The sequence below is a fragment of the Priestia sp. KCTC 13724 genome (genome assembly GCF_056820425.1).
In genome coordinates, this window is record NZ_JBXDLD010000165.1 from 38,178 (window position 1) to 58,180 (window position 20,003).

Annotated in this window: 19 protein-coding genes; 1 reads left to right on the top strand and 18 read right to left on the bottom strand. The window is 39.3% G+C overall.

Features of this window, described 5'->3' with window-relative positions; translation table 11 throughout:
* Positions 1 to 5: 5 nt before the first annotated feature.
* On the bottom strand, positions 6 to 1,985 hold the full coding sequence (uvrB, locus tag AC1UFB_RS18225) for an excinuclease ABC subunit UvrB (RefSeq protein ID WP_100346619.1): 1,980 nt from the start codon (positions 1,983 to 1,985) through the stop codon (positions 6 to 8).
* Positions 1,986 to 2,275: 290 nt separating this feature from the next.
* Here uvrB and AC1UFB_RS18230 point away from each other — a divergent pair, with 290 nt between their 5' ends.
* Positions 2,276 to 3,925, top strand: coding sequence for a sigma-54 interaction domain-containing protein (locus tag AC1UFB_RS18230; RefSeq protein WP_025907404.1), 1,650 nt, complete (start codon positions 2,276 to 2,278; stop codon positions 3,923 to 3,925).
* A 50-nt stretch (positions 3,926 to 3,975) separates the two neighbouring features.
* On the opposite strand, the gene AC1UFB_RS18235 is transcribed toward AC1UFB_RS18230, so the two are convergent.
* The 17 genes from AC1UFB_RS18235 to prfB all read right to left on the bottom strand — a co-directional run bounded on the left by AC1UFB_RS18235 (position 3,976) and on the right by prfB (position 19,981).
* A complete protein-coding gene (locus AC1UFB_RS18235; protein WP_156413431.1) occupies positions 3,976 to 4,137 on the bottom strand; it encodes a hypothetical protein in 162 nt (53 codons plus the stop codon).
* A 117-nt stretch (positions 4,138 to 4,254) separates the two neighbouring features.
* Complete coding sequence (gene putP, locus AC1UFB_RS18240) at positions 4,255 to 5,718, bottom strand: sodium/proline symporter PutP (RefSeq protein WP_061786616.1); 1,464 nt, start codon at positions 5,716 to 5,718, stop codon at positions 4,255 to 4,257.
* 121 nt (positions 5,719 to 5,839) lie between these two features.
* Positions 5,840 to 7,408, bottom strand: a complete 1,569-nt coding sequence (gene pruA / locus AC1UFB_RS18245) for an L-glutamate gamma-semialdehyde dehydrogenase (RefSeq protein ID WP_076512312.1) — start codon at positions 7,406 to 7,408, stop codon at positions 5,840 to 5,842.
* Between the two features lie 24 nt (positions 7,409 to 7,432).
* Entirely contained in the window at positions 7,433 to 8,347 is a 915-nt protein-coding gene (locus AC1UFB_RS18250; RefSeq protein ID WP_100346618.1) for a proline dehydrogenase family protein, read from the bottom strand.
* 202 nt (positions 8,348 to 8,549) lie between these two features.
* The gene (locus AC1UFB_RS18255) at positions 8,550 to 8,789 is read right to left on the bottom strand and encodes a hypothetical protein (protein ID WP_482589666.1); all 240 of its coding nucleotides are present in this window, start codon (positions 8,787 to 8,789) and stop codon (positions 8,550 to 8,552) included.
* Between the two features lie 119 nt (positions 8,790 to 8,908).
* Positions 8,909 to 10,099 (bottom strand): PDZ domain-containing protein, encoded by a 1,191-nt coding sequence (locus AC1UFB_RS18260; RefSeq protein WP_482589668.1) that lies wholly within the window; start codon positions 10,097 to 10,099, stop codon positions 8,909 to 8,911.
* A 297-nt stretch (positions 10,100 to 10,396) separates the two neighbouring features.
* A complete protein-coding gene (locus AC1UFB_RS18265) occupies positions 10,397 to 10,540 on the bottom strand; it encodes a hypothetical protein (protein ID WP_326046382.1) in 144 nt (47 codons plus the stop codon).
* 127 nt (positions 10,541 to 10,667) lie between these two features.
* Positions 10,668 to 11,303 (bottom strand): FMN-dependent NADH-azoreductase, encoded by a 636-nt coding sequence (locus AC1UFB_RS18270; RefSeq protein WP_061786086.1) that lies wholly within the window; start codon positions 11,301 to 11,303, stop codon positions 10,668 to 10,670.
* A 157-nt stretch (positions 11,304 to 11,460) separates the two neighbouring features.
* Positions 11,461 to 12,096, bottom strand: coding sequence for an FMN-dependent NADH-azoreductase (locus AC1UFB_RS18275; protein ID WP_100346616.1), 636 nt, complete (start codon positions 12,094 to 12,096; stop codon positions 11,461 to 11,463).
* Between the two features lie 44 nt (positions 12,097 to 12,140).
* Positions 12,141 to 12,458, bottom strand: a complete 318-nt coding sequence (locus AC1UFB_RS18280) for a winged helix-turn-helix transcriptional regulator (protein WP_025907017.1) — start codon at positions 12,456 to 12,458, stop codon at positions 12,141 to 12,143.
* Between the two features lie 145 nt (positions 12,459 to 12,603).
* Positions 12,604 to 14,046: a S41 family peptidase gene (locus AC1UFB_RS18285; RefSeq protein WP_482589671.1), complete on the bottom strand. Its 1,443-nt coding sequence runs from the start codon at positions 14,044 to 14,046 to the stop codon at positions 12,604 to 12,606.
* A 173-nt stretch (positions 14,047 to 14,219) separates the two neighbouring features.
* Positions 14,220 to 15,545: a murein hydrolase activator EnvC family protein gene (locus AC1UFB_RS18290; RefSeq protein ID WP_025907020.1), complete on the bottom strand. Its 1,326-nt coding sequence runs from the start codon at positions 15,543 to 15,545 to the stop codon at positions 14,220 to 14,222.
* A 111-nt stretch (positions 15,546 to 15,656) separates the two neighbouring features.
* Positions 15,657 to 16,547 carry a permease-like cell division protein FtsX gene (ftsX, locus tag AC1UFB_RS18295; protein WP_061786089.1) on the bottom strand — a complete coding sequence of 297 codons (891 nt, stop codon included), beginning with the start codon at positions 16,545 to 16,547 and terminating at the stop codon, positions 15,657 to 15,659.
* Positions 16,537 to 17,223, bottom strand: coding sequence for a cell division ATP-binding protein FtsE (ftsE, locus tag AC1UFB_RS18300; protein ID WP_061786090.1), 687 nt, complete (start codon positions 17,221 to 17,223; stop codon positions 16,537 to 16,539). Before ftsE ends, ftsX begins: the two co-directional genes overlap by 11 nt.
* 303 nt (positions 17,224 to 17,526) lie before the next feature.
* A complete protein-coding gene (gene cccB / locus AC1UFB_RS18305) occupies positions 17,527 to 17,835 on the bottom strand; it encodes a cytochrome c551 (RefSeq protein ID WP_482589674.1) in 309 nt (102 codons plus the stop codon).
* Between the two features lie 68 nt (positions 17,836 to 17,903).
* On the bottom strand, positions 17,904 to 18,701 hold the full coding sequence (locus AC1UFB_RS18310; RefSeq protein WP_412760521.1) for a YitT family protein: 798 nt from the start codon (positions 18,699 to 18,701) through the stop codon (positions 17,904 to 17,906).
* Positions 18,702 to 18,882: 181 nt separating this feature from the next.
* Positions 18,883 to 19,981, bottom strand: a protein-coding gene (gene prfB, locus AC1UFB_RS18315; protein ID WP_138116421.1) for a peptide chain release factor 2 whose coding sequence is annotated in 2 segments (ribosomal slippage) — positions 18,883 to 19,917 and positions 19,919 to 19,981 — 1,098 coding nt in all. Because the reading frame shifts where the segments join, the coding sequence is not laid out codon by codon here.
* Positions 19,982 to 20,003 lie beyond the last annotated feature (22 nt).

A 20,003-nucleotide genomic window follows, 5' to 3' on the forward strand; every position in this document is an offset into this window, starting at 1 on the left:
TGCCATCACCCTTCTGCTTTTAATTCTAAAAGAAGATCACGAAGCTCAGCTGCTCGTTCAAAGTTAAGAGCTTTTGCTGATTCCTTCATTTCTTCTTCCATTTCTTGAATTATTTTTTGCTTTTCTTTTCCAGTCATTTTATCAAACGCAGGTGCTTGATCGTAGCTTTCAGTATCCTCAGCTACAATTGTTGCTCGAATTGCACCTCGAACTTCTTTTTGAATTGTCTGCGGCGTAATGCCGTGTTTTTCATTGTATGCTTCTTGAATGCTGCGACGACGATTCGTTTCACTAATCGCAATTTCCATCGAGTTAGTGATGCGATTTGCGTACATAATAACGTGACCATTAGCGTTACGAGCCGCTCGACCAATTGTTTGGATAAGTGAACGCTCTGATCGTAGAAATCCTTCTTTATCTGCATCTAATATCGTGACAAGTGACACTTCAGGAATGTCGAGTCCTTCCCTTAGAAGGTTAATTCCAACTAAAACGTCAAATTTACCAAGACGCAAATCACGAATAATTTCAATTCGCTCAAGCGTTTTAATTTCAGAATGCAAATACTGTACTTTAATGCCGATTTCTTTTAAATAATTCGTTAAGTCCTCTGACATTTTTTTCGTTAGCGTTGTAATGAGAACGCGCTCGTTTTTCGCAATTCGATCTTGAAGCTCTCCAATTAAATCATCAATCTGCCCTTCAATTGGTCTCACTTCAATATTTGGATCCAATAATCCCGTTGGTCGAATGATTTGTTCAATAACATCAGACGCTTTTTCAAGTTCATAAGGCCCTGGCGTTGCCGAAACGTGAACAATTTGATGGATATGATCTTCAAATTCATCGAATTTCAACGGACGATTATCAAGCGCTGAAGGAAGACGAAAACCATGGTCAACAAGCACTTGTTTTCGCGCTTGGTCCCCGTTATACATTCCGCGAATTTGTGGAATAGTCACATGTGATTCATCGACTACAAGAAGAAAGTCTTCTGGGAAGAAATCTAGCAGCGTGTATGGTGTCGATCCTGGTGGACGTAGCGTTAAATGACGAGAGTAGTTTTCAATTCCGGAACAGAACCCCATCTCTCTCATCATTTCTAAATCATAGTTTGTGCGCTGTTCAAGGCGCTGAGCTTCTAATAATTTGCCTGCTTCTCGCATCTTTTCAAGCTGTTCTTGAAGCTCTTTTTCAATATTTTTAATCGCTACTTTCATCTTTTCTTCTCGAGTGACGAAGTGAGACGCCGGGAAGATGGCCACGTGTTCTCTATCGCTAAGGACTTCTCCGGTTAAAGCATCAACTTCTCGAATACGATCAATTTCATCTCCGAAGAACTCAATGCGAATGCAGCGCTCATCTCTTGATGCTGGGAAAATCTCCACCACATCTCCACGCACGCGAAATGTTCCGCGTTTAAAGTCGATGTCATTGCGTTCATACTGCACGTCCACAAGATCTCGAAGTAGCTGATTTCGCTCCTTTTCCATGCCGACACGAAGCGAAACAACCATTTCTTTATATTCTTCCGGTGAACCTAATCCATAAATACAAGATACGCTGGCAATAATGATAACGTCGTTTCTCTCAAACAACGAAGACGTTGCAGAGTGACGTAGCTTATCGATTTCGTCATTAATGCTTGCATCTTTTTCAATAAACGTATCGGTTTGTGGAACATAAGCTTCAGGCTGATAGTAGTCGTAATAGCTCACAAAGTATTCCACTGCGTTATCTGGAAAGAACTCTTTAAACTCGCTATATAGCTGCCCAGCCAACGTTTTATTATGAGCAATAATTAAGGTAGGCTTATTAACCTCCTTAATTACATTAGAAATCGTAAATGTCTTACCTGTTCCTGTTGCACCTAATAACACCTGCTGCTGTTTTCCTTCATGAATACCTTTGACAATTTTTTCAATTGCCTTGGGCTGATCCCCTTTAGGTTCATATGAGGATACTAGCTTAAATTGATCTGCCACAGAGAGGCCTCCATTTCATTAGTGTTAAAATTATAGCACTGTAATCCTTAAAAACACGAACTTATATTCGTATTTTATCATTTCTTTTTATATAATGGAACTGAATAGTATTGGACTGTTCAAATTTTCCTTATTTCTTCATCTCTCCTTTGTATACCCAGTCTGAGCAAATATATAATCCCATTGCGAATTAGCTGGAAAATCGGACAAAAGAAGCGCTTTGCGACCTTATAAAAAGTGTGATACATTTAATTAAAAGTAAGAATATGAAAGGGGTTTAGTACAATCCAATGAGCTCAATTAAAATAAACGACTCCTTTATTTTAACCAGTCCATCTACATCCATATCCCAAATAAAATCGGAACTTTCTAACTTTGAATATGTCATCGTTTTTGATAAGCATTATTACATCTTTCATACAAAAGAACAGTTTGCCCTCCAGAGTGCTTCGATGAGCATGCCTATTATTGATTGGATTCACAAAACCAACTGGTCTCCTTCTACTATCTCTACTTGGCTTGACCTCAAAACATCAAAGGTTAACTGGGAGCGCCCAGTTCTTATTCAAGCATATGAAACTAATTCTATTCACGGTGTACTTCACCCTTCTGACTGGATTCACTATCTACAAGCTGAAAATGAAGATGTTTTCTCTTATTTTGAAACATTAGGAGAGACGATCAACGACGCCGTAACCGTTGTTGACGATAAAGGGAAAGTAGTGCTATGGAATACCGCCGCTGAAAACACTTACAAAATTGCAAAACAAGCAATTGTTGGCGAGTTCATCAATACGTATTTCGATGATGAGTCCATTGTGCTACATAAAATCTTAAACGAAGGTCGACCGATTCGGGGAGCTTACCATAAGCCAAATAAAGAAACGCACGTGTTAGTGAATGCTTCTCCTATTGTAAAAGGCCATAAAGTTATTGGTGCAGTGGCAACTGAGCATGATATTACCAATATTATTCGACTGCACGAAGAAGTGGAACAAGACCCACTGATAGGAGATAAGAGCTTATTTTCTTCTATTATTGGCGAGAACTCTACCCTTGAAGAAGAAATTGAAATGGCTAAAAAAGTTTCGTCTACAAATATTCCTATTTTATTAACGGGTGAAGTAGGATCTGGAAAAGAGCTTCTTGCTCAAGCTATTCATTATGATAGCACAAGGCGAAACGAACCCTTTATTACGCTAAACTGCGCAACCATTCCTCCCGGCCTCATTGATATGGAGTTATTTGGATATCAACAAGGCGTGTTTTCACAGCCTACAACCGATAAAAGGCCTGGGAAATTAGAGCAAGCAGCAAACGGCACCTTATTTATTCAAGACGTTCACAAGATGCCTTTAGACGTTCAAATTAAACTGTGTGACTATCTGGAAAACGCCGCTTATTACATGACGGGAAGTAATGAGCAAGTTCAGGTTAATACAAGAATTATGGCTTCAACCTCTGTACTGTTAGAGAGCTTAATTGAACAAGGAGAGTTTTATGAAGGTCTCTATTATCAACTAACGGTCATTAATATTCATATTCCACCGTTAAAAGAGCGTCAGAATGAAATTCCAACGCTCATTACACAATTTATTGAAGAATTCAGCACAAAGCACGAAAAGGTAAAACCAACTCTTGATGAAGAAGTGGTTGAAACGCTTTGTCATCACGATTGGCCTGGTAATGTAAGAGAACTTCGAAATACCATTGAACGGTTAATTTTACTTAACGATTTGCCAACTATTACGGCACAGCACTTACCAGCTGAGTTAAAACGCCAAATCACTCTTCATGAACCCTTGAATGAAACCTCATCTGAAAAGCAGCTCATTCAAGATACGCTAAAAAGAACCTATGGTAATAAGAGCGCCGCAGCTGATTTATTAGGGATTTCAAGAGGAACATTGTATAACAAAATTAAAGAATATGGTTTGTAACGAAAAAGAGTTTGGGACATAACAAAATGATTGCTTCTAAAAGACGAACACTAGCTGTTCCCATCTCTTTGATTTGTCTCAACCCGTTCGTTCCATTGCGCTACGGCCACTCGCTTTCCGCGGGGAGGAACCTGAGCTTCCTCGCTGCGCTGCGGGATCTCAGTTTTCCCTCTCTTTCCCGCAGGAGTCGAGTGTCCTACGCTCCATTCCACCCTGTTTCCAACATTGTTTTCACAATCAACAAAAAACCTGAACGATTAAAAGTTATGAACTCTCAGTCGTTCAGGTATAGTAAGGAATGAACTACTTATGTCTCAGTCTCTTTTTCGTTACGCTGATTGATTATATTCTTCAAACTCACTTTGCGTTTTCTCGTTCGGAGCAGGTGTTAATAAGCTTACTACTACAATTCCAACTAAGCTAATTAAGAAACCCGGAATCATTTCGTATAATAAATCCGATAATCCAGGGATTTTTGTCCATACAACAACCGTCACGGCACCAAGCACCATACCTGCTAGCGCTCCCCATTTGTTCATTCGCTTCCAATAAAGGCTCAATAAGATAACAGGGCCAAAAGCAGCTCCAAATCCAGCCCATGCATAGCCGACTAACGATAAGATTGTACCACTTTTATTAAATGCAATCATGACACCAATGATGGATACAAGAAGTACAAATCCACGTCCAATCAACATTAGTTCTTTATCACTTGCTGATCGGCGGAAAAATGTTTTGTACAAATCTTCTGTCAATGAGCTCGAAGTTACAAGAAGTTGTGATGAAATGGTACTCATTACGGCTGCTAATAATGCTGCTAATAAGAACCCTGTAATAATTGGGTGGAATAAAATTGTGCTTAACCCGATAAATACTGTTTCCGGGTCAGCAATTTCTAGACCTTGATTCGTGTAATAAGCTAAACCGACAAACCCTGTCAGCATGGCTCCAACGACTGAAACAAGCATCCAGCTCATTCCAATACGACGAGCAGGCTTGATTTCTTTTACAGATGAGATAGCCATAAATCGCACGATAATATGTGGTTGGCCAAAATAACCTAACCCCCAGGCAAACAGCGAGATGATACCTAAGAAGCTTGTGCCACTAAAAATATTGAATAAGTCCGTATCAATGTTTCGAACCTCACTCATTGCCGGACCAAATCCACCCATCTGTGTAAGAACTACAACTGGCACAAGGATTAAAGCAACAAACATTATAATTCCTTGAACGAAATCGGTCCAACTAACGGCTAAAAAGCCACCAAACAATGTATAAGCTACGACTACTCCAGCTACAACCCATAAGCCTATCTCATAGTCTAGATTCAGCGTTGTTTCAAAAAGAACGCCTCCTGATACGATTCCTGATGAAACGTAAAAAGTAAAAAATAGAATAATAACAATAGCCGAAATCATACGTAGCATTTTGGAATCATCGTTAAAGCGATTTTCTAAAAACGCTGGAATGGTCATTGAATTATTAGCCACTTCTGTATACTTACGAAGACGAGGTGCAACAAACAGCCAGTTAGCATATGCACCTAACGTAAGCCCAATTACAATCCACGAAGCGCTTACCCCCTGAACAAACATAGCACCAGGCAACCCCATCATCAACCATCCACTCATATCTGAAGCTCCTGCACTTAAAGCCGTTACGCCTGGGCCTAGCGAGCGTCCTCCCAATACATAGTCTGATAGATTAGAAGTCCTTCGGTACGCATAATAACCAATTAACAACATACCGATCATGTATACCACAATGGAACTTAACAGCTGAATCTCCATCAAATCTCTCCTCTCAAATTTGCATAGAAATAATATACTAGATTTTAATTCAGAAGTAACCAAAAATTTTATGATAAAAAAATAATCAGAAAGGGCACAGTGCCCCTCTGATTAAATCCATTTAAATCTTTCTAGCTGTCATTTTCCCTTGTGTAAATAGAAGTAGATAGTCATAGCCACCCGCTTTAGAGTCCGTTCCTGACATATTGAAACCACCAAAAGGATGTACTCCTACCAACGCACCCGTACATTTTTTGTTAATGTACAAGTTTCCGCAGTGCATTTCATTTAGAGCAGTCGAAATACGATTCTCATCGCGAGAGAAGAATCCGCCCGTTAACCCGTAATCTGTATCGTTATAAATCTCAATTGCTTCTTTCCAGTCAGCTGCTTTTGCCATCGCAAGAACAGGCCCAAAGATTTCTTCTTTCATGATGCGGGCCTGCGGACTCACATCTCCAAATACAGTTGGTTCGATATAGAAGCCATTCCCTTCAGCCGGACCACCGCCTGTTAGAAGCGTTCCTTCACCTTTTCCAGTCTCAATATACGACAAGATTTTATTGTATGCTTTTTGATCAATTACTGGACCCACTGCATGATTTTCTTCCGGCAGTCCAATGCTAAGCTTTTTCGTACGTTCTACGACCTTTTCTACCACTTCATCATAAACAGATTCCACGATAATTGCACGAGAACCTGCTGAACACTTTTGTCCTTGGAAGCCGAATGCTGCTGCCACAATTCCATCAGCAGCTGCATCTAAATCAGCTGTTTCATCTACTACAATTCCATCTTTACCGCCCATTTCAGCAATAACACGCTTTAACCAAATCTGTCCAGACTGTACTTTAGACGCCCTTTCGTAAATACGACAACCAACTTCACGTGAACCCGTGAAGGAAACAAAGCGTGTTTTTGGGTGCTCAACCAAGTATTCGCCTACTTCAATACCGTCTCCTGGCACAAAGTTTAAGACTCCTTCCGGTAAGCCTACTTCTTTCATGAGCTCCACAAATTTAGCCGCAATAACCGGAGCTGAATCAGCTGGTTTTAAAATAACTGTGTTCCCCGATACAATTGCCGCTACGGTCGTTCCTGCCATAATTGCGAGTGGGAAATTAAATGGTGAGATGATCACCCCTACTCCAAGTGGAATATACGCCATTCGCGTCTTTTCACCATCTACAGGCGTTAATGGCTGATTAATGTGCGTCTCGCTAAGGCGAAGCATTTCTCTTGCATAAAACTCCATAAAATCAATTGCTTCTGCTGTATCTGCATCTGCCTCAGCCCAATTTTTCCCTACTTCATAAACGAGCATCGCAGAGAATTCATGCTTACGTTGACGCATCAAATCCGCTGCTTTAAATAAATAGTCCGCACGCTCAGCCGGTGAAACGTTCTTCCACATTTCAAACGTTGTTAACGCTTGTTGCATTGCTTGCTCCGCTAAAGCCGTTGTTCCTTTGCTCACGCGCCCAATGACGTCATCTTTACTTCCAGGATTGATTGACACAATATAATCTCCTGTATCAATTGTTTCGCTACCAATTGAAATTGGGTAGGTTCCCCCTAGCTTACCCTTTACTTTTTCTAACGCTTTTTCCATCGCTACTTTATTTGCTTCAACTGTAAAATCAGTGAAAGGTTCATTTTTAAATACAGATGGTTTTGTTGTAATTGTCATATTCATCTACCCCTTTATGTGAAATTATTTTACAAAATTCTTTAATACAAACCATACATTCGCCGGGCGCTCAGCTAAACGGCGCATAAAGTACCCAAACCAATCTACACCGTACGGTACGTATACGCGCACCTTGTAACCTTCTTTAATAAGCTTATCTTGTAAATCAACACAAATACCGTACAGCATCTGAAATTCAAATTGATCCTTTGGAATATTCAGTTTTTTAACCAACTCTTTCGTATAGTCAATCATTGCCTCATCATGGCTTGCCACGGCTGTGTAGTTGCCGTTTTCTAAATGCATTTTAATAATTTCTTTAAGGTTTTCATCCACATCTTTTTTTGCTGGAAATGCTACTTCAGGTGACTCTTTATATGCCCCTTTTACTAAGCGTAAGTTTGCTTGATATTGATTTAGGTCTTTAATGTCTTGCTGCGTACGATATAGATATGCTTGAATCACAATTCCAACGTTATCATAGTCTTTTCGCAGCTCTTTATATATATCTAGTGACTGCTGACAATGAGCATAATCTTCCATATCAATTCGAACAAAAATCCCATGCATTTTGGCAACCTCAAGAATTCTGCGCATATTATCCATGCAGAGCTCTTTGCTAATATCTAAACCAAGAGATGTCATCTTCAATGATAAATTCGAATTAACATTTGAATGAGCAATCGCATGTAATGTTTGCACACACATATCGGTAGATTCAGCCGCTTCCTCTTTGGTATACACAAATTCTCCAAGGTGATCTAACGTTGCAACCTTACCTGCAGCGTTCAGCTCTCTACAAGTGTTAATAGCAGATTCAATTGAATCACCTGCCACAAATCTTGCCGCACCCATTCGTAGACCATACCTTTTTGCTAATTTATTCATTGAGTGATTTTTGCCTAACGATTGAAACATCGTTCTCATTAAAACCTCCATCAATACCAAGCCTCCTTCATTACATTAAGATTTAAAAAGATTCTTAACTTACTATATGTTCAGTATACTCTCCTTTCTACAATTTTGTAAACGCTTTCTATATATTTTTTGAACAAATTTGTTTATTTTTTATAAAATATACACTTTTGTTCAATTCGTAACTTGATTATATCTAACACAATAGGAATATACTAGAAAATTGTTAAGACATCTGCCATACTTTTTTTACAAAAAAACGAGTTTGGGATATAACAAAATGATTGCTTCTAAGAGACGAACAATAGCTGTTCCAATCTTTTTGGTTTGTCTGAACACGTTCGTTCCATTGCGCTACGGTCACTCGCTTTCCGCGGGGAGGAACCTGAGCTTCCTCGCTGCGCTGCGGGATCTCCGTTTTCCCTCTCTTTCCCGCAGGAGTCGAGTGTCCTACGCTCCATTCCACCCTGTTTCCAACATTGTTTTCACAATCAACCAAAAAACCTGAACGATTAAAAGTGAGAAACTCTCAATCGTTCAGGTTTATCATTGGCTGAATTACTTATGTCCCAGCCTCTTTGTCACTTAAACAGCTTCCGATGTTAGCTGCTTGTAGTTATGAACGAATAAAATACCTAGCTCGTGATGTTCATTATCATACAAAGCGCGCTGAGCAAAGCGAACCTCGCCAGAATAATCAAGCACCTCTAATTTACAGAAAGCACGATTATTAACCTGAAGCGCTGCATAAAATTTAGCAACTTCTGATACAGGAACACCGTTTACTTTCGTAATTAACTCTCCAACCTGTAAGCCCATTTTTTCAGCGGGCGATCCTGGAATAATACCCAATATGATAACACCTTCTGATTTTTTTGTGAAAAATGGTGCAGCATTCTCATCTGCTAGACGTTGCTTCGTACTAATCCACTGTCTAACCACAATGGCGAGAGCCGCCACAACAAATGAAAATAGCGGAACAACTAATGTCACAAGCGCCACTAAGACCAAACCAACACCTAAAAACAACACTCTTTTTCCAGTAAATGAAATCGATGCGCTTGGCAACATACTTTGAATGCGCTGGCTAAAACCTATAGCAAATGGAACAAAAAATAAGCTAAATGACGTTTGACCTACTGTAAGCACTGGCCACCAGCTGAAGGTAGATGTAATTGCATCACCAGGAACTAATAAAAACACAGGAACAACCCAAAGCTTTTGAGAAAAGTGAGCACCAATCTCTTGGCCTCTTTTGCTCTTAATGATAGCAGGAGAGGTTCCTTTTACGCCAAACTTCCAAATCAAATATCCTTCTGCTGCTACTAGTAGCGCTAACAAAAACGTTAACGATGGTAAATTTGCATCCTTTAATTCAAGTGACCATGTATGAACAATCCCATCTCCAATTCCCACATTTGGAATAACTAGCGTAGCAAAAATGGTTACGCCCAATACATAAGCGGGCGATAACCACCGAAATGTCCACGGCCCACTCAAAAGAAAAGTAATCAAAGCAACAAACACAAGTGTTCCAATCGTTACGTATGTCCCTACTAAAACAGTGCAAATTGAAAGGATAACGCCAATAATAATGCCTGGAAAAAATAAATACTTCGCTTCTAAGATAAAATCAAATACCCGAACATGAAAGTTTTTTCGTTCACGCTTAACGCGTGCCAGACCAACAAAGAATGAAACCAGTAAAAATAAATAGGTGAGCGGATGTATAAAAAGCTTTCCCGCTCCTTTTAGGATTTCTATTACAATTTCCATCTTTCCACCGCCTACTACTCCCTCAACTTCTTATTTTTTATTTATCACCGCAGATTTGTATGTATAACCAGTAATTTCATTTTAACAAAGTATGATAACAACCGCCAATGTTGTTTTTTTCTAAAAAACAGTCCTCCAAGTACTATGAGAAAAGGAACAAATCATTCATATTTGTATGTTAACTGTCCGTTATACACATATGTGTTCAATTCTATTTACCAAAAAAAAAAAAAAAAGAGTTTGGGACATAACAAAATGATTGCTTCTAAAAGACGAACACTAGCTGTTCCCATCTCTTTAGTTTGTCTCAACACGTTCGTTCCATTGCGCTACGGCCACTCGCTTTCCGCAGGGAGGAACCTGAGCTTCCTCGCTGCGCTTTGGGATCTCAGTTTTCCCTCTCTTTCCCGCAGGAGTCGAGTGTCCTACGCTCCATTCCACCCTGTTTCCAACATTGTTTTCACAATCAACAAAAAACCTGAACGATTAAAAGTGAGAAACTCTCAATCGTTCAGGTGTAGTAGAGGCTGAACTACTTATGTCTCAGTCTCTTTTTCTTACTTCTTTATTAAAATTTACGCGCTGCTTCTTTCGCTTTTTCAATGCCGCTTGCTTTAATCTCTTCTGCTTTTGCAGGCATTGCATTATGACCTTCTACAAATAATCCTTCAAATGATGGAACTCCAAAGAAGTTCATCATAATACCAATGTAGCGATGTCCCATCTCCACATCTGCTGCTGGACCTTCTGAATAAATACCGCCGTTTGCTTGGATATGAAATGCTTTTTTATCTGTTAATAACCCAACTGCTCCTTGCTCTGTATAGCGGAATGCTTTTCCTGCTACAGCAACAGAATCTAAGTATGCTTTCATAACAGGTGGGAATGAGAAGTTCCACATTGGATTTACAAATACATATTTATCAGCATTTGCAAATTGATCGCTCAGTTCATTTAAACGAGCAATTTTACGCTGCTGGTCAGCTGATAGCTTATCAAATGCTTCACCTGCTCCTAATTTACCCCATCCACCAAAGATATCTGCATCTAATTGTGGGATATCCTCTTTATAAAGGTCAATGTGTACAACCTCATCGTTTGGATTTTCTTCTTTATATGTGTCAATAAATGCTTTTCCTGCAGCCATACTAAATGAAGTTTGATGGTCATGCGGATGTGCTGTAATATACAATACTTTTGCCATGTTGAATTCGCACCTTTCTTTCACTTTTTAATAACTATGTTACTAATAGTAACTTAGGTAATCTTTTTAGTCAACTATTTTATTCTCATTTAAATGATTACCCTGTTTGTTAGTATGCCTTTTAAACATAAAAAAAAAAAGACTGGTAAAAGTCTTTTTAAAAAGTTGTAGCAATAGTCAACGCTTGATTCATTGCTTTTTCTTTAATTTCTTGTGCTTTAGTTGGAAACTTTACCTGACCTTCAATAATAATGCTTTTAAAGGATTCAATCCCAAAAAAGTCCATCATTACTTCCAAATAGCGATGTCCCATTTCACGGTTCACTTCTGGTCCTTCTGAATAAACATCACCTCGCGCTTGAATATGAAGTGCTTTCTTTCCTTTTAACAAACCTTCAGCGCCTTCTTTTGTATATGTAAACGTCTTGCCTGATACAGCAATTGCGTCAATATAAGCCTTCATAATGGCAGGTACCGAAAAATTCCACATCGGTGTAACAAACACGTATTTATCTGCTAGTAAAAATTGTGCACCTAGTTCTGCTAGGCGTCCTACTTTCATTCGTTCATCTGATGATAACTCTTCTAAAGAACCTGTTTCACGCAGCTTCTTCCAACCGTTAAACACATCTTTATCTAGAAATGGTATGTCAGCCGTATATAAGTCTAAATGAACGACTTCATCATTTCGATTTGTTTCTTGATAGGTTTCAATAAATTGCTTACCTACCGCCATGCTTAATGATTCATCTTCACTTAGTGGATGTGCAGTAACATAAAGAACGTTTGCCATCTTTGACATTCCTTTCTGTAGCTAGTCTTCTGCTTCTGTGCTTGTTAGTCTTTGATCCAACTTTCTGCCCATTGCGTAATCGGACCTAAAATTTGCCCTAATTCTTTTCCTTTTTGAGTCAGCGTATATTCTGTGCGAATCGGACGCTCCGGTATAACAGTGCGTAGCACAATACCATGCTCTTCTAACTCTTTAACTCGCTCAGTTAGTAACCTTCTGCTTAAAGCCGGAATCGCCTCATTGAGCTCGCTAAAGCGCTTTGGACCACTCATCAGTACATAAATGATTAATCCTGTCCATTTTTTACCGATTAGTTCAAAGCTCTTCTCTACCTTTGGCTGTAATTCTTTTTGTTCTTCCATATTAGTGAGCTCCTCCTTTATTAATATGGATGAAAAACCAACTTGTTCACTTATTGTAACAGAAAAAGAGAATAAACATGCTCACTATTTCTACAAAAACCCCCTCTCTGCAAGCCTACAGAGAGGGGGTTTTTCTGTTCATTCATTATTCGCTCGCAAGCTTTAGAGCTGTTTCTAATTGACGGTCATCTTCTTTTGACTTGATTTTTTCGAGCAGCTTTGTCTGAAGTAATGCCGCTGTATCTTCATCAATTTCTCCCGTCACTTTTTGATCATTTGTTTTTTGAAACGCTTTTACAGCCGTTTCTGTTTCTTTACCGAAATATCCATCGGTACGGCCAGGTTCAAACCCTAATCCCTTTAACATTTGCTGTGCATTTTTGATTTGATCATCTGTCATATTAAATTTTAATGTTTTAGTAACTTGAATTGGATTTGTGTAGTAATAGTCAGGCTGTTTTACTTCAACAGTTGGCTTAACTCCTTTTTCATTAATCCAATTGCCATCTGGCGTTAACCATTTGTAGAACGTCAGCTTTAAGTTACTGCCGTCTTCCATTGGCACTGCTTGCTGAACTGTTCCTTTACCATATGATTTTTCACCAACGATGTCATATCCGCCAGCTTCTTTTAATGCACCAGCTAAGATTTCTGAAGCAGATGCACTACCACCATCGATCAGTCCTACAATTGGATAATCTTTTGGTTCTTTTAAAGAAGACTTAACCGTTTGACGATCACCGTCACGCTCTTCAATTTGTACATACGGCTTGTCACCTGTTACAAGTTCTTCTAACATTTTCTCCACGCTTTGGAGATAACCACCTGGATTTCCACGCACATCAAGGACAAGTCCTTCAATATTTTTCTTTTCAAGTTCCTTTAGCTGCTTTTTAAATTCATCTTGGGTAGATTCAGAAAATGACGTAATCTCCATGTAGCCAATTGATTTGTCATTTACTTTCTTCACAGATGAATAAACAGTTTCAATTGGAATTTCATCACGTACCACATCAACTTTCATCATGTCTTTTACACCGGGACGCTGAATATCTAATTTAACTGTTGATCCTTTTTCACCACGAATTTTTAACACAGCATCATAAAGCTCTAATCCTTCAATGCTTTTACCATCAATTTTTAAAATTTGATCGTTGGGCTTTAAACCAGCTTTCTCAGCTGGTGATTCTTTAAATGGTGCTACGATTGTGACTTTACCATCTACCATGCTAACTTCTGCACCAATTCCTTCAAAGGATGAGTCAAGTGATTGTTCAAACTGCTTTGCTGTTTCCTTATTCATATAGGACGAATGGGGATCATCAAGCGTCTGTACCATTCCTTGAATAGCACCTTCTAGTAATTTTTTTTCGTCTACATCCTTATAATATTGGGATGATATAAGGTCATAGGCTTGCTTAATCTTGTCAAATTCACCATTTACATCTACATTATTTGTCCCTGTAGCTGACGAGAGACTTGATAAACCAACGCTTCCAGCGCTTGCATATTGTAATCCAAAATAAGTACCTACTGCTCCAACTACAAGAGAGAGCACCATCAATAATGCCACTATTTTCCGATTCAAGCTCTTTCATCCTCCTCAACCCTGACCCATCTCTTTTTATTATAATAGATAGCCTTGAAACTATGTAATAAAAAGGATGCATGTGTTATTTGTAGCAAAAGGCACCACACAAATCAAGTGTGATGCCTTTTTGTTAAGATTTTATGATAGGCTTGTACAACATATGCACAAAATTAGAAGTTAATATAATTTTCAGGGTTTACAGCAGAGCTGCTTCCTTGCCAGTCTCCTTTGTGAAGTTCAAAGTGCAAGTGTGCACCGAATGAACGACCAGTATTACCCATGTAGCCTAGCTGTTGACCTTTTCCGATTGACTGACCGCTAGACACATTATAACTTTCTAAGTGAGCATAAACAGATACCCAAGTTTGGCCATTGACGTTATGGCGTACAAATACAACATTCCCGAATGATGATGAGTAATACGCTCGAATAACTGTGCCATCCGCTACGGATACAATTGGTACACTACTACCACGTTTTCCAATATCAATTCCGTAATGCATGCGACCAAATTTTTCACGGTAACCATATCGAGATGTGACTGGTCCGTTAGCTGGACGCATGAATGAACCGCTTGTTACAGCTGGTGCTGGTGCAGCTTCTGCTTTTTGAGCTGGCGCTGCGCTTGGTGCCGATTTTGCTGCTGGCTGTGACTGGCTTGCCTTCGCTTCTGCTTCAGCTCTTGCCTTTGCCTCCGCTGCAGCTTTCGCTTTTTCACGCTGCTCTTGTTCCCAAGCTGCCTTTTCACCTTCTGCTGCTTTCTTTTGATCTGCTAGTAGAGCCGCTTCTTCTTCTAAGCCAACAATTTCATCGTTTACTGATTGCTCTTGCGATTGTAACGTAGCAATTAATTTATCTTTTTCATCGACTTGCTTCTCAAGATCTGCTGACAATGTTTCAAGGTCTTTTAGCGCTTTTTCAAGTGACTCTAGTTTTGTTTGAACAGCTGTTTCTTTTGTTTGAAGTTCTTTTTTGTCTTGCTCATGTTGAATTAATAACTCACGGTCTGCTTCTACAATTGTAGATACTGCACTAACACGGCTGATAAAGTCACCAAAGCTTTGTGAGCCTAGTAGAACTTGCATGTAATCCACTGAGCCACCGCTTTCCTGTAACGCTACAGCTCGATCTTTTAACAGTTCATTTCGCTTTTCAATACGTTCTTTTACTTCTTCAATATCTTTTTTTAATTTTTCAATTTCTTTCTTTGTTTCTGATATTTCAGACTCACGATTTCGAATTTTCTCGTTTGTCTCACCGATCTTCTCATCTAAACGCTTCATTTCGGCTTCTGTTTTTTTCTGTTGCTCTTGTAAAGATTTAATTTCTTCTTTACCTTCATTAATGTTTTTGTTTACATTTGAACTTTTTTCATTTAAATCGCTAATCTTTTTATCAATGTCTCCGTTTGCATAAGCGATATTCCCCGAACTTAACCATACACCGCTTAGCCCGACAAAAGCCGCTGCTGTAACCGTTAATACTTTGCGTTTCATTTGTCTGTTCTCCTCATTTGTACGTGTTTTTTTATGTACTTATCATCTTTATATGTAAGAAGACAAATCTAACGTTTAGGCTAGATTTGTCGTGGTACTGAATAATATAACTTATTTTTTTAAGAATTTTCGAACTGATAGCATACTTCCCCAAACGCCGATAAATCCACCGACTACAGCAAGTAATAGCGCAATTTGAAGCGTGAATGGGAACGTTGGTAAAAGCTCAAAATATCCGTTGAATTTTGGCTCAGATTGGTTGAATACAAACGTGTATACACCAATTAAGACACCGATTGGTACAACTGAACCTAATAATCCAAGCAGCAAGCCTTCAATGAAGAATGGCCAGCGAATAAATAGGTTTGTTGCTCCTACTAATCTCATAATCTCAATTTCTTCACGACGAGCAACGATGGTAATCTTAATTGTATTAGAAATTAAGAACATTGCTGTGAAAAGCAAACCGATAATTAAAGCAATTCCAATGTTACGGGCAACTTCTAGGACGTTAAACAGTTTTTCAACTTCACCTTGTCCGTATTGCACATTTGTAACATTCGAGTATTTTTCAACTTCTGTAGCAACCTTAGCTACATCGTTTGGTGTTTTTGTTTTGACAATAAATACGTCATTTAATGGGTTTTGCTGTTCAAAAGGCTCAAATGCTTTCCCTTCTTCACCCATACTATCAATTAAGCTCTTGAGCTCTTTGTCTTTAGAAGAAAATGACACCGTATCAACACGGCTAATTGCTTTTAACTTCTCTTCAATAGCCGACTGCTCTTCATCTGTAGCTGCTGGATCGACGTGTACTCGAATTTCAACGTCGTTTTCAATTAACTTGGCTACGTGATTTAGGTTAAGCATAAGCGTTAAAAAGACACCAACTAGTAGTAGGGTAACTGTTACCGCACTAGCTGATGCAAAAGTCATCCACCCGTTTCGACTAAGACTTTTTGCTCCTTCTCGTAAGTGGCGACCGAATGTTCTAGCCTTCATATCCGTAATCACCTCTTACTTCGTCACGCACAACTTTTCCATTTTCAATAGCAATTACTCGTTTACGAATTGCATTTACAATTTCACGATTGTGAGTTGCCATTAAAATCGTTGTGCCACTTTTATTAATTTCTTCAAAAATGTCCATGATCTCCCAAGAAGTTTCAGGGTCTAGGTTCCCTGTCGGCTCATCTGCAATGACCACTTTTGGTTTATTTACAATAGAACGCGCGATTGATACACGCTGCTGCTCTCCACCAGATAGTTCATCGGGGAACGCTCGCATTTTATTTTTCAGCTTTACAAGATCAAGCACTTCCATTACGCGCTTTTTAATTTCCTCTGGGTGCTGCTCAATCACTTCTAAAGCAAACGCCACATTTTCATATACCGTTAGCTTTGGTAGAAGCTTAAAGTCTTGGAAGACTACCCCAATATTACGACGGAAAATTGGTACCTTGTGACTTTTAATTTTGGCTACGTTTGAGCCATTGACAATGATATCGCCCGTAGAAGGTTTCTCCTCGCGATACATCATTTTAATAAATGTAGATTTACCCGCTCCGCTTGGTCCTACGATATAAGCAAACTCACCTTGATTAATCTTGATGCTAATCCCATTGATTGCTTTCACACCGTTCGGATACGTTTTATAAACATTTTGCATTTCAATCATCAGTTATCACCTAATCAAGTGTGTTATTTTCATTCCCCGTCTTTCGACAAAGAATTACAAAAAAATAAAAAAAAAACGACTCATTTCAGTTGCTTTCTCATTATAACATCACTTTTCGAGAATTTAAGCCCTAAAAATATTACATTTTTATTTCAAATATGACATTAGTCGGATTCATACACCTTCCTATATCCCCCTAAAAAGGAGTCTGCTCTCAAAGAAATTTAGAAAAACAGCAGGACTATCCTCGTCTATATTTTGTAAAAAAATAAAACGAGAAGCTTTTTTGCTCCTCGTTTTGCATCATTTCTTTTCGGCTAACCACTCGGCAATTTTGCTCGCTTCCTCTTCGCTCACCAAGCCTTTTGGCATGCTTCCTTTTCCATTATTGATAATGTCTTCAATTTCTTCTTGTGAATATTTCGCACCAGTCTTCTCAAGGTTTGGTCCTCTTGCACCTTCAAGGTTTTGGCCATGACAGCCCGAACAGTTTTGTTGGTAAAGCTCTTCCCCACTTGCTTCAGAAGCTGTTTCAGAAGACTCATTCCCTCCACCGCACGCTGCCAATGTAAAAGATGCTCCTGCAATGATTGCTAATGCTAATTTCTTCATGGCTATTCCTCCTCATTCCATAATAAAATTAACCATTTTGTGAAGTTTTTCACTCTATTATAACCTACTTACGAACGTTTAAAACCCTCTCCTAGTACCTCTGAAGCGTCTGCAACAATGACAAATGCAGATGGGTCAATTGCTTTAACCGTTTGTTTCAATTTTGTGAATTCTGTTTGTTCAACTACAACCATTAAAATTGGTCGCTCTTCATCCGTATACCCCCCGTAGGCTGACAAACGCGTCACCCCCCGGTCAATTGTATGTAAAATTTCATGGCGCACTTCTTTTTCTTTATTGGTAATGATGAGCACCATTTTTGAGCGCCCGACGCCTACTTGGACAAGGTCAATGGTTTTACTTGTGACATAAAGGCCGATTAGCGCATATAGCCCTCGTTCTAGATCAAATACGAAAGCAGCCGCAATCACAATGAGCCCATCAATTAAAGCTACACAAATACCGAGCGATAACGATGTATACTTATGAATAATTTGCGCAGCTAAATCCGTGCCTCCAGTGGATGCGTGTCCTCGAAACACCAGACCTAACCCAACACCCACACCAATTCCACCAAACAACGCTCCAAGAAGCGGATCAGTTGTAGCTGGCTCAATATCGCTTGTTAATAAGACAACAAACGGTAAAAAAACCGTACCAATTAAGGTTTTAGCTCCAAATTGCCAACCAAGTAGCAACGCCCCTAAAAGAAAAAGCGGTACGTTAAAAGCCCACTGAACATAGGCTGGAGACCAATTAAATAATGCATTTAAAATTGTGCTGATACCGCTTACACCACCAGATGCAATACGGTTAGGAAGTAGGAATATATTAAAGGCTATCGCGACGATACTTGCTCCAACCATGACATAAACAATTTGCAGCAGTCGGTCGGATACAGAAAATACGTCTCGTTTCAATCTTTTCATGATAGTCACCTCAGTTAACGACTTTTACCATAGCGTATGTAACTTTTAAGCAACTCATGCTGTCAGAAAAAAACCCTGGTTCCACGCTTGCGCGAAAATCCAGGGGTAGCTATCACTCTTAAATATGTGAACGTAAGTAGGCATCAATAAATAAATCAATGTCTCCGTCCATTACGCTTTGTGTATTTCCGATTTCAGTATTTGTACGGTGGTCTTTTACAAGAGAATATGGGTGGAATACATAAGAACGAATCTGACTTCCCCAACCGATATCCTTTTGCTCACCGCGAATTTCGGCTAGCTGTTCTTGCTGCTTTTCAATCTCTAGCTGATAAAGCTTCGATTTTAACATTTTCATCGCTTGCTCACGGTTTTTGATCTGTGAACGCTCTGTTTGACAAGAAACAACTACGTTAGTTGGTAGATGGGTAATACGAACAGCTGAATCGGTCGTATTAATATGCTGACCACCCGCACCACTTGCACGGTACGTATCTACTTTTAAATCCTCTGTACGAATATCAATATTGATTTCATCGTTAAACTCAGGCATGACGTCACATGATACGAACGATGTATGACGACGACCAGATGAATCAAACGGCGAAATACGTACAAGACGGTGTACGCCCTTTTCTGCTTTTAAATAGCCATATGCATTATGACCTTTAATTAGTAACGTAACGCTCTTAATTCCAGCTTCGTCTCCAGGAAGATAGTCTAACGTCTCAACCTTAAAGCCTTTTTTCTCTGCCCAGCGCGTGTACATACGCAGTAGCATTGAGCCCCAGTCTTGAGATTCCGTTCCGCCTGCACCCGGGTGAAGCTCTAGAATGGCGTTGTTCTTATCGTAAGGCTCACTTAATAAGAGCTGTAGCTCAAATTCATTCATACCTGACGTTAACTGTTTTAATTCGTCAACTAGCTCGGTAGCTAAATCTTCATCGTATTCTTCTTTTACAAGCTCATACGATACTTGTAAATTTTCATACGTTTCATCTAAGTGATTAAACTGATTTACAGCATCCTTTAAGCCATTTGCTTCATTGATAACTGTTTGTGCTGCTTGCTGATCATCCCAAAAGCTTGGATCAGCCATTCTTTCATCTAGCTCATCGATACGAGCTTGCTTGTTATCGAGGTCAAAGAGACCCCCTAAAGTCCGCTAATCGCTTAGCTGTTTTCTCTAACTCTTGCTTAATTTCTACTAAATCCATTGTTCAAACACCTCTATCTTAT

Excerpts from the sequence above, each read along its gene's own strand:
- AC1UFB_RS18230 (WP_025907404.1), top strand. The coding sequence starts at position 2,276 with ATGAGCTCAATTAAAATAAACGACTCCTTTATTTTAACCAGTCCATCT.
- putP (WP_061786616.1), bottom strand. The coding sequence starts at position 5,718 with ATGGAGATTCAGCTGTTAAGTTCCATTGTGGTATACATGATCGGTATG.
- pruA (WP_076512312.1), bottom strand. The coding sequence starts at position 7,408 with ATGACAATTACAACAAAACCATCTGTATTTAAAAATGAACCTTTCACT.
- AC1UFB_RS18250 (WP_100346618.1), bottom strand. The coding sequence starts at position 8,347 with ATGGAGGTTTTAATGAGAACGATGTTTCAATCGTTAGGCAAAAATCAC.
- AC1UFB_RS18260 (WP_482589668.1), bottom strand. The coding sequence starts at position 10,099 with ATGGAAATTGTAATAGAAATCCTAAAAGGAGCGGGAAAGCTTTTTATA.
- AC1UFB_RS18270 (WP_061786086.1), bottom strand. The coding sequence starts at position 11,303 with ATGGCAAAAGTATTGTATATTACAGCACATCCGCATGACCATCAAACT.
- AC1UFB_RS18275 (WP_100346616.1), bottom strand. The coding sequence starts at position 12,096 with ATGGCAAACGTTCTTTATGTTACTGCACATCCACTAAGTGAAGATGAA.
- AC1UFB_RS18280 (WP_025907017.1), bottom strand. The coding sequence starts at position 12,458 with ATGGAAGAACAAAAAGAATTACAGCCAAAGGTAGAGAAGAGCTTTGAA.
- AC1UFB_RS18290 (WP_025907020.1), bottom strand. The coding sequence starts at position 15,545 with ATGAAACGCAAAGTATTAACGGTTACAGCAGCGGCTTTTGTCGGGCTA.
- ftsX (WP_061786089.1), bottom strand. The coding sequence starts at position 16,547 with ATGAAGGCTAGAACATTCGGTCGCCACTTACGAGAAGGAGCAAAAAGT.
- ftsE (WP_061786090.1), bottom strand. The coding sequence starts at position 17,223 with ATGATTGAAATGCAAAATGTTTATAAAACGTATCCGAACGGTGTGAAA.
- cccB (WP_482589674.1), bottom strand. The coding sequence starts at position 17,835 with ATGAAGAAATTAGCATTAGCAATCATTGCAGGAGCATCTTTTACATTG.
- AC1UFB_RS18310 (WP_412760521.1), bottom strand. The coding sequence starts at position 18,701 with ATGGTTGGAGCAAGTATCGTCGCGATAGCCTTTAATATATTCCTACTT.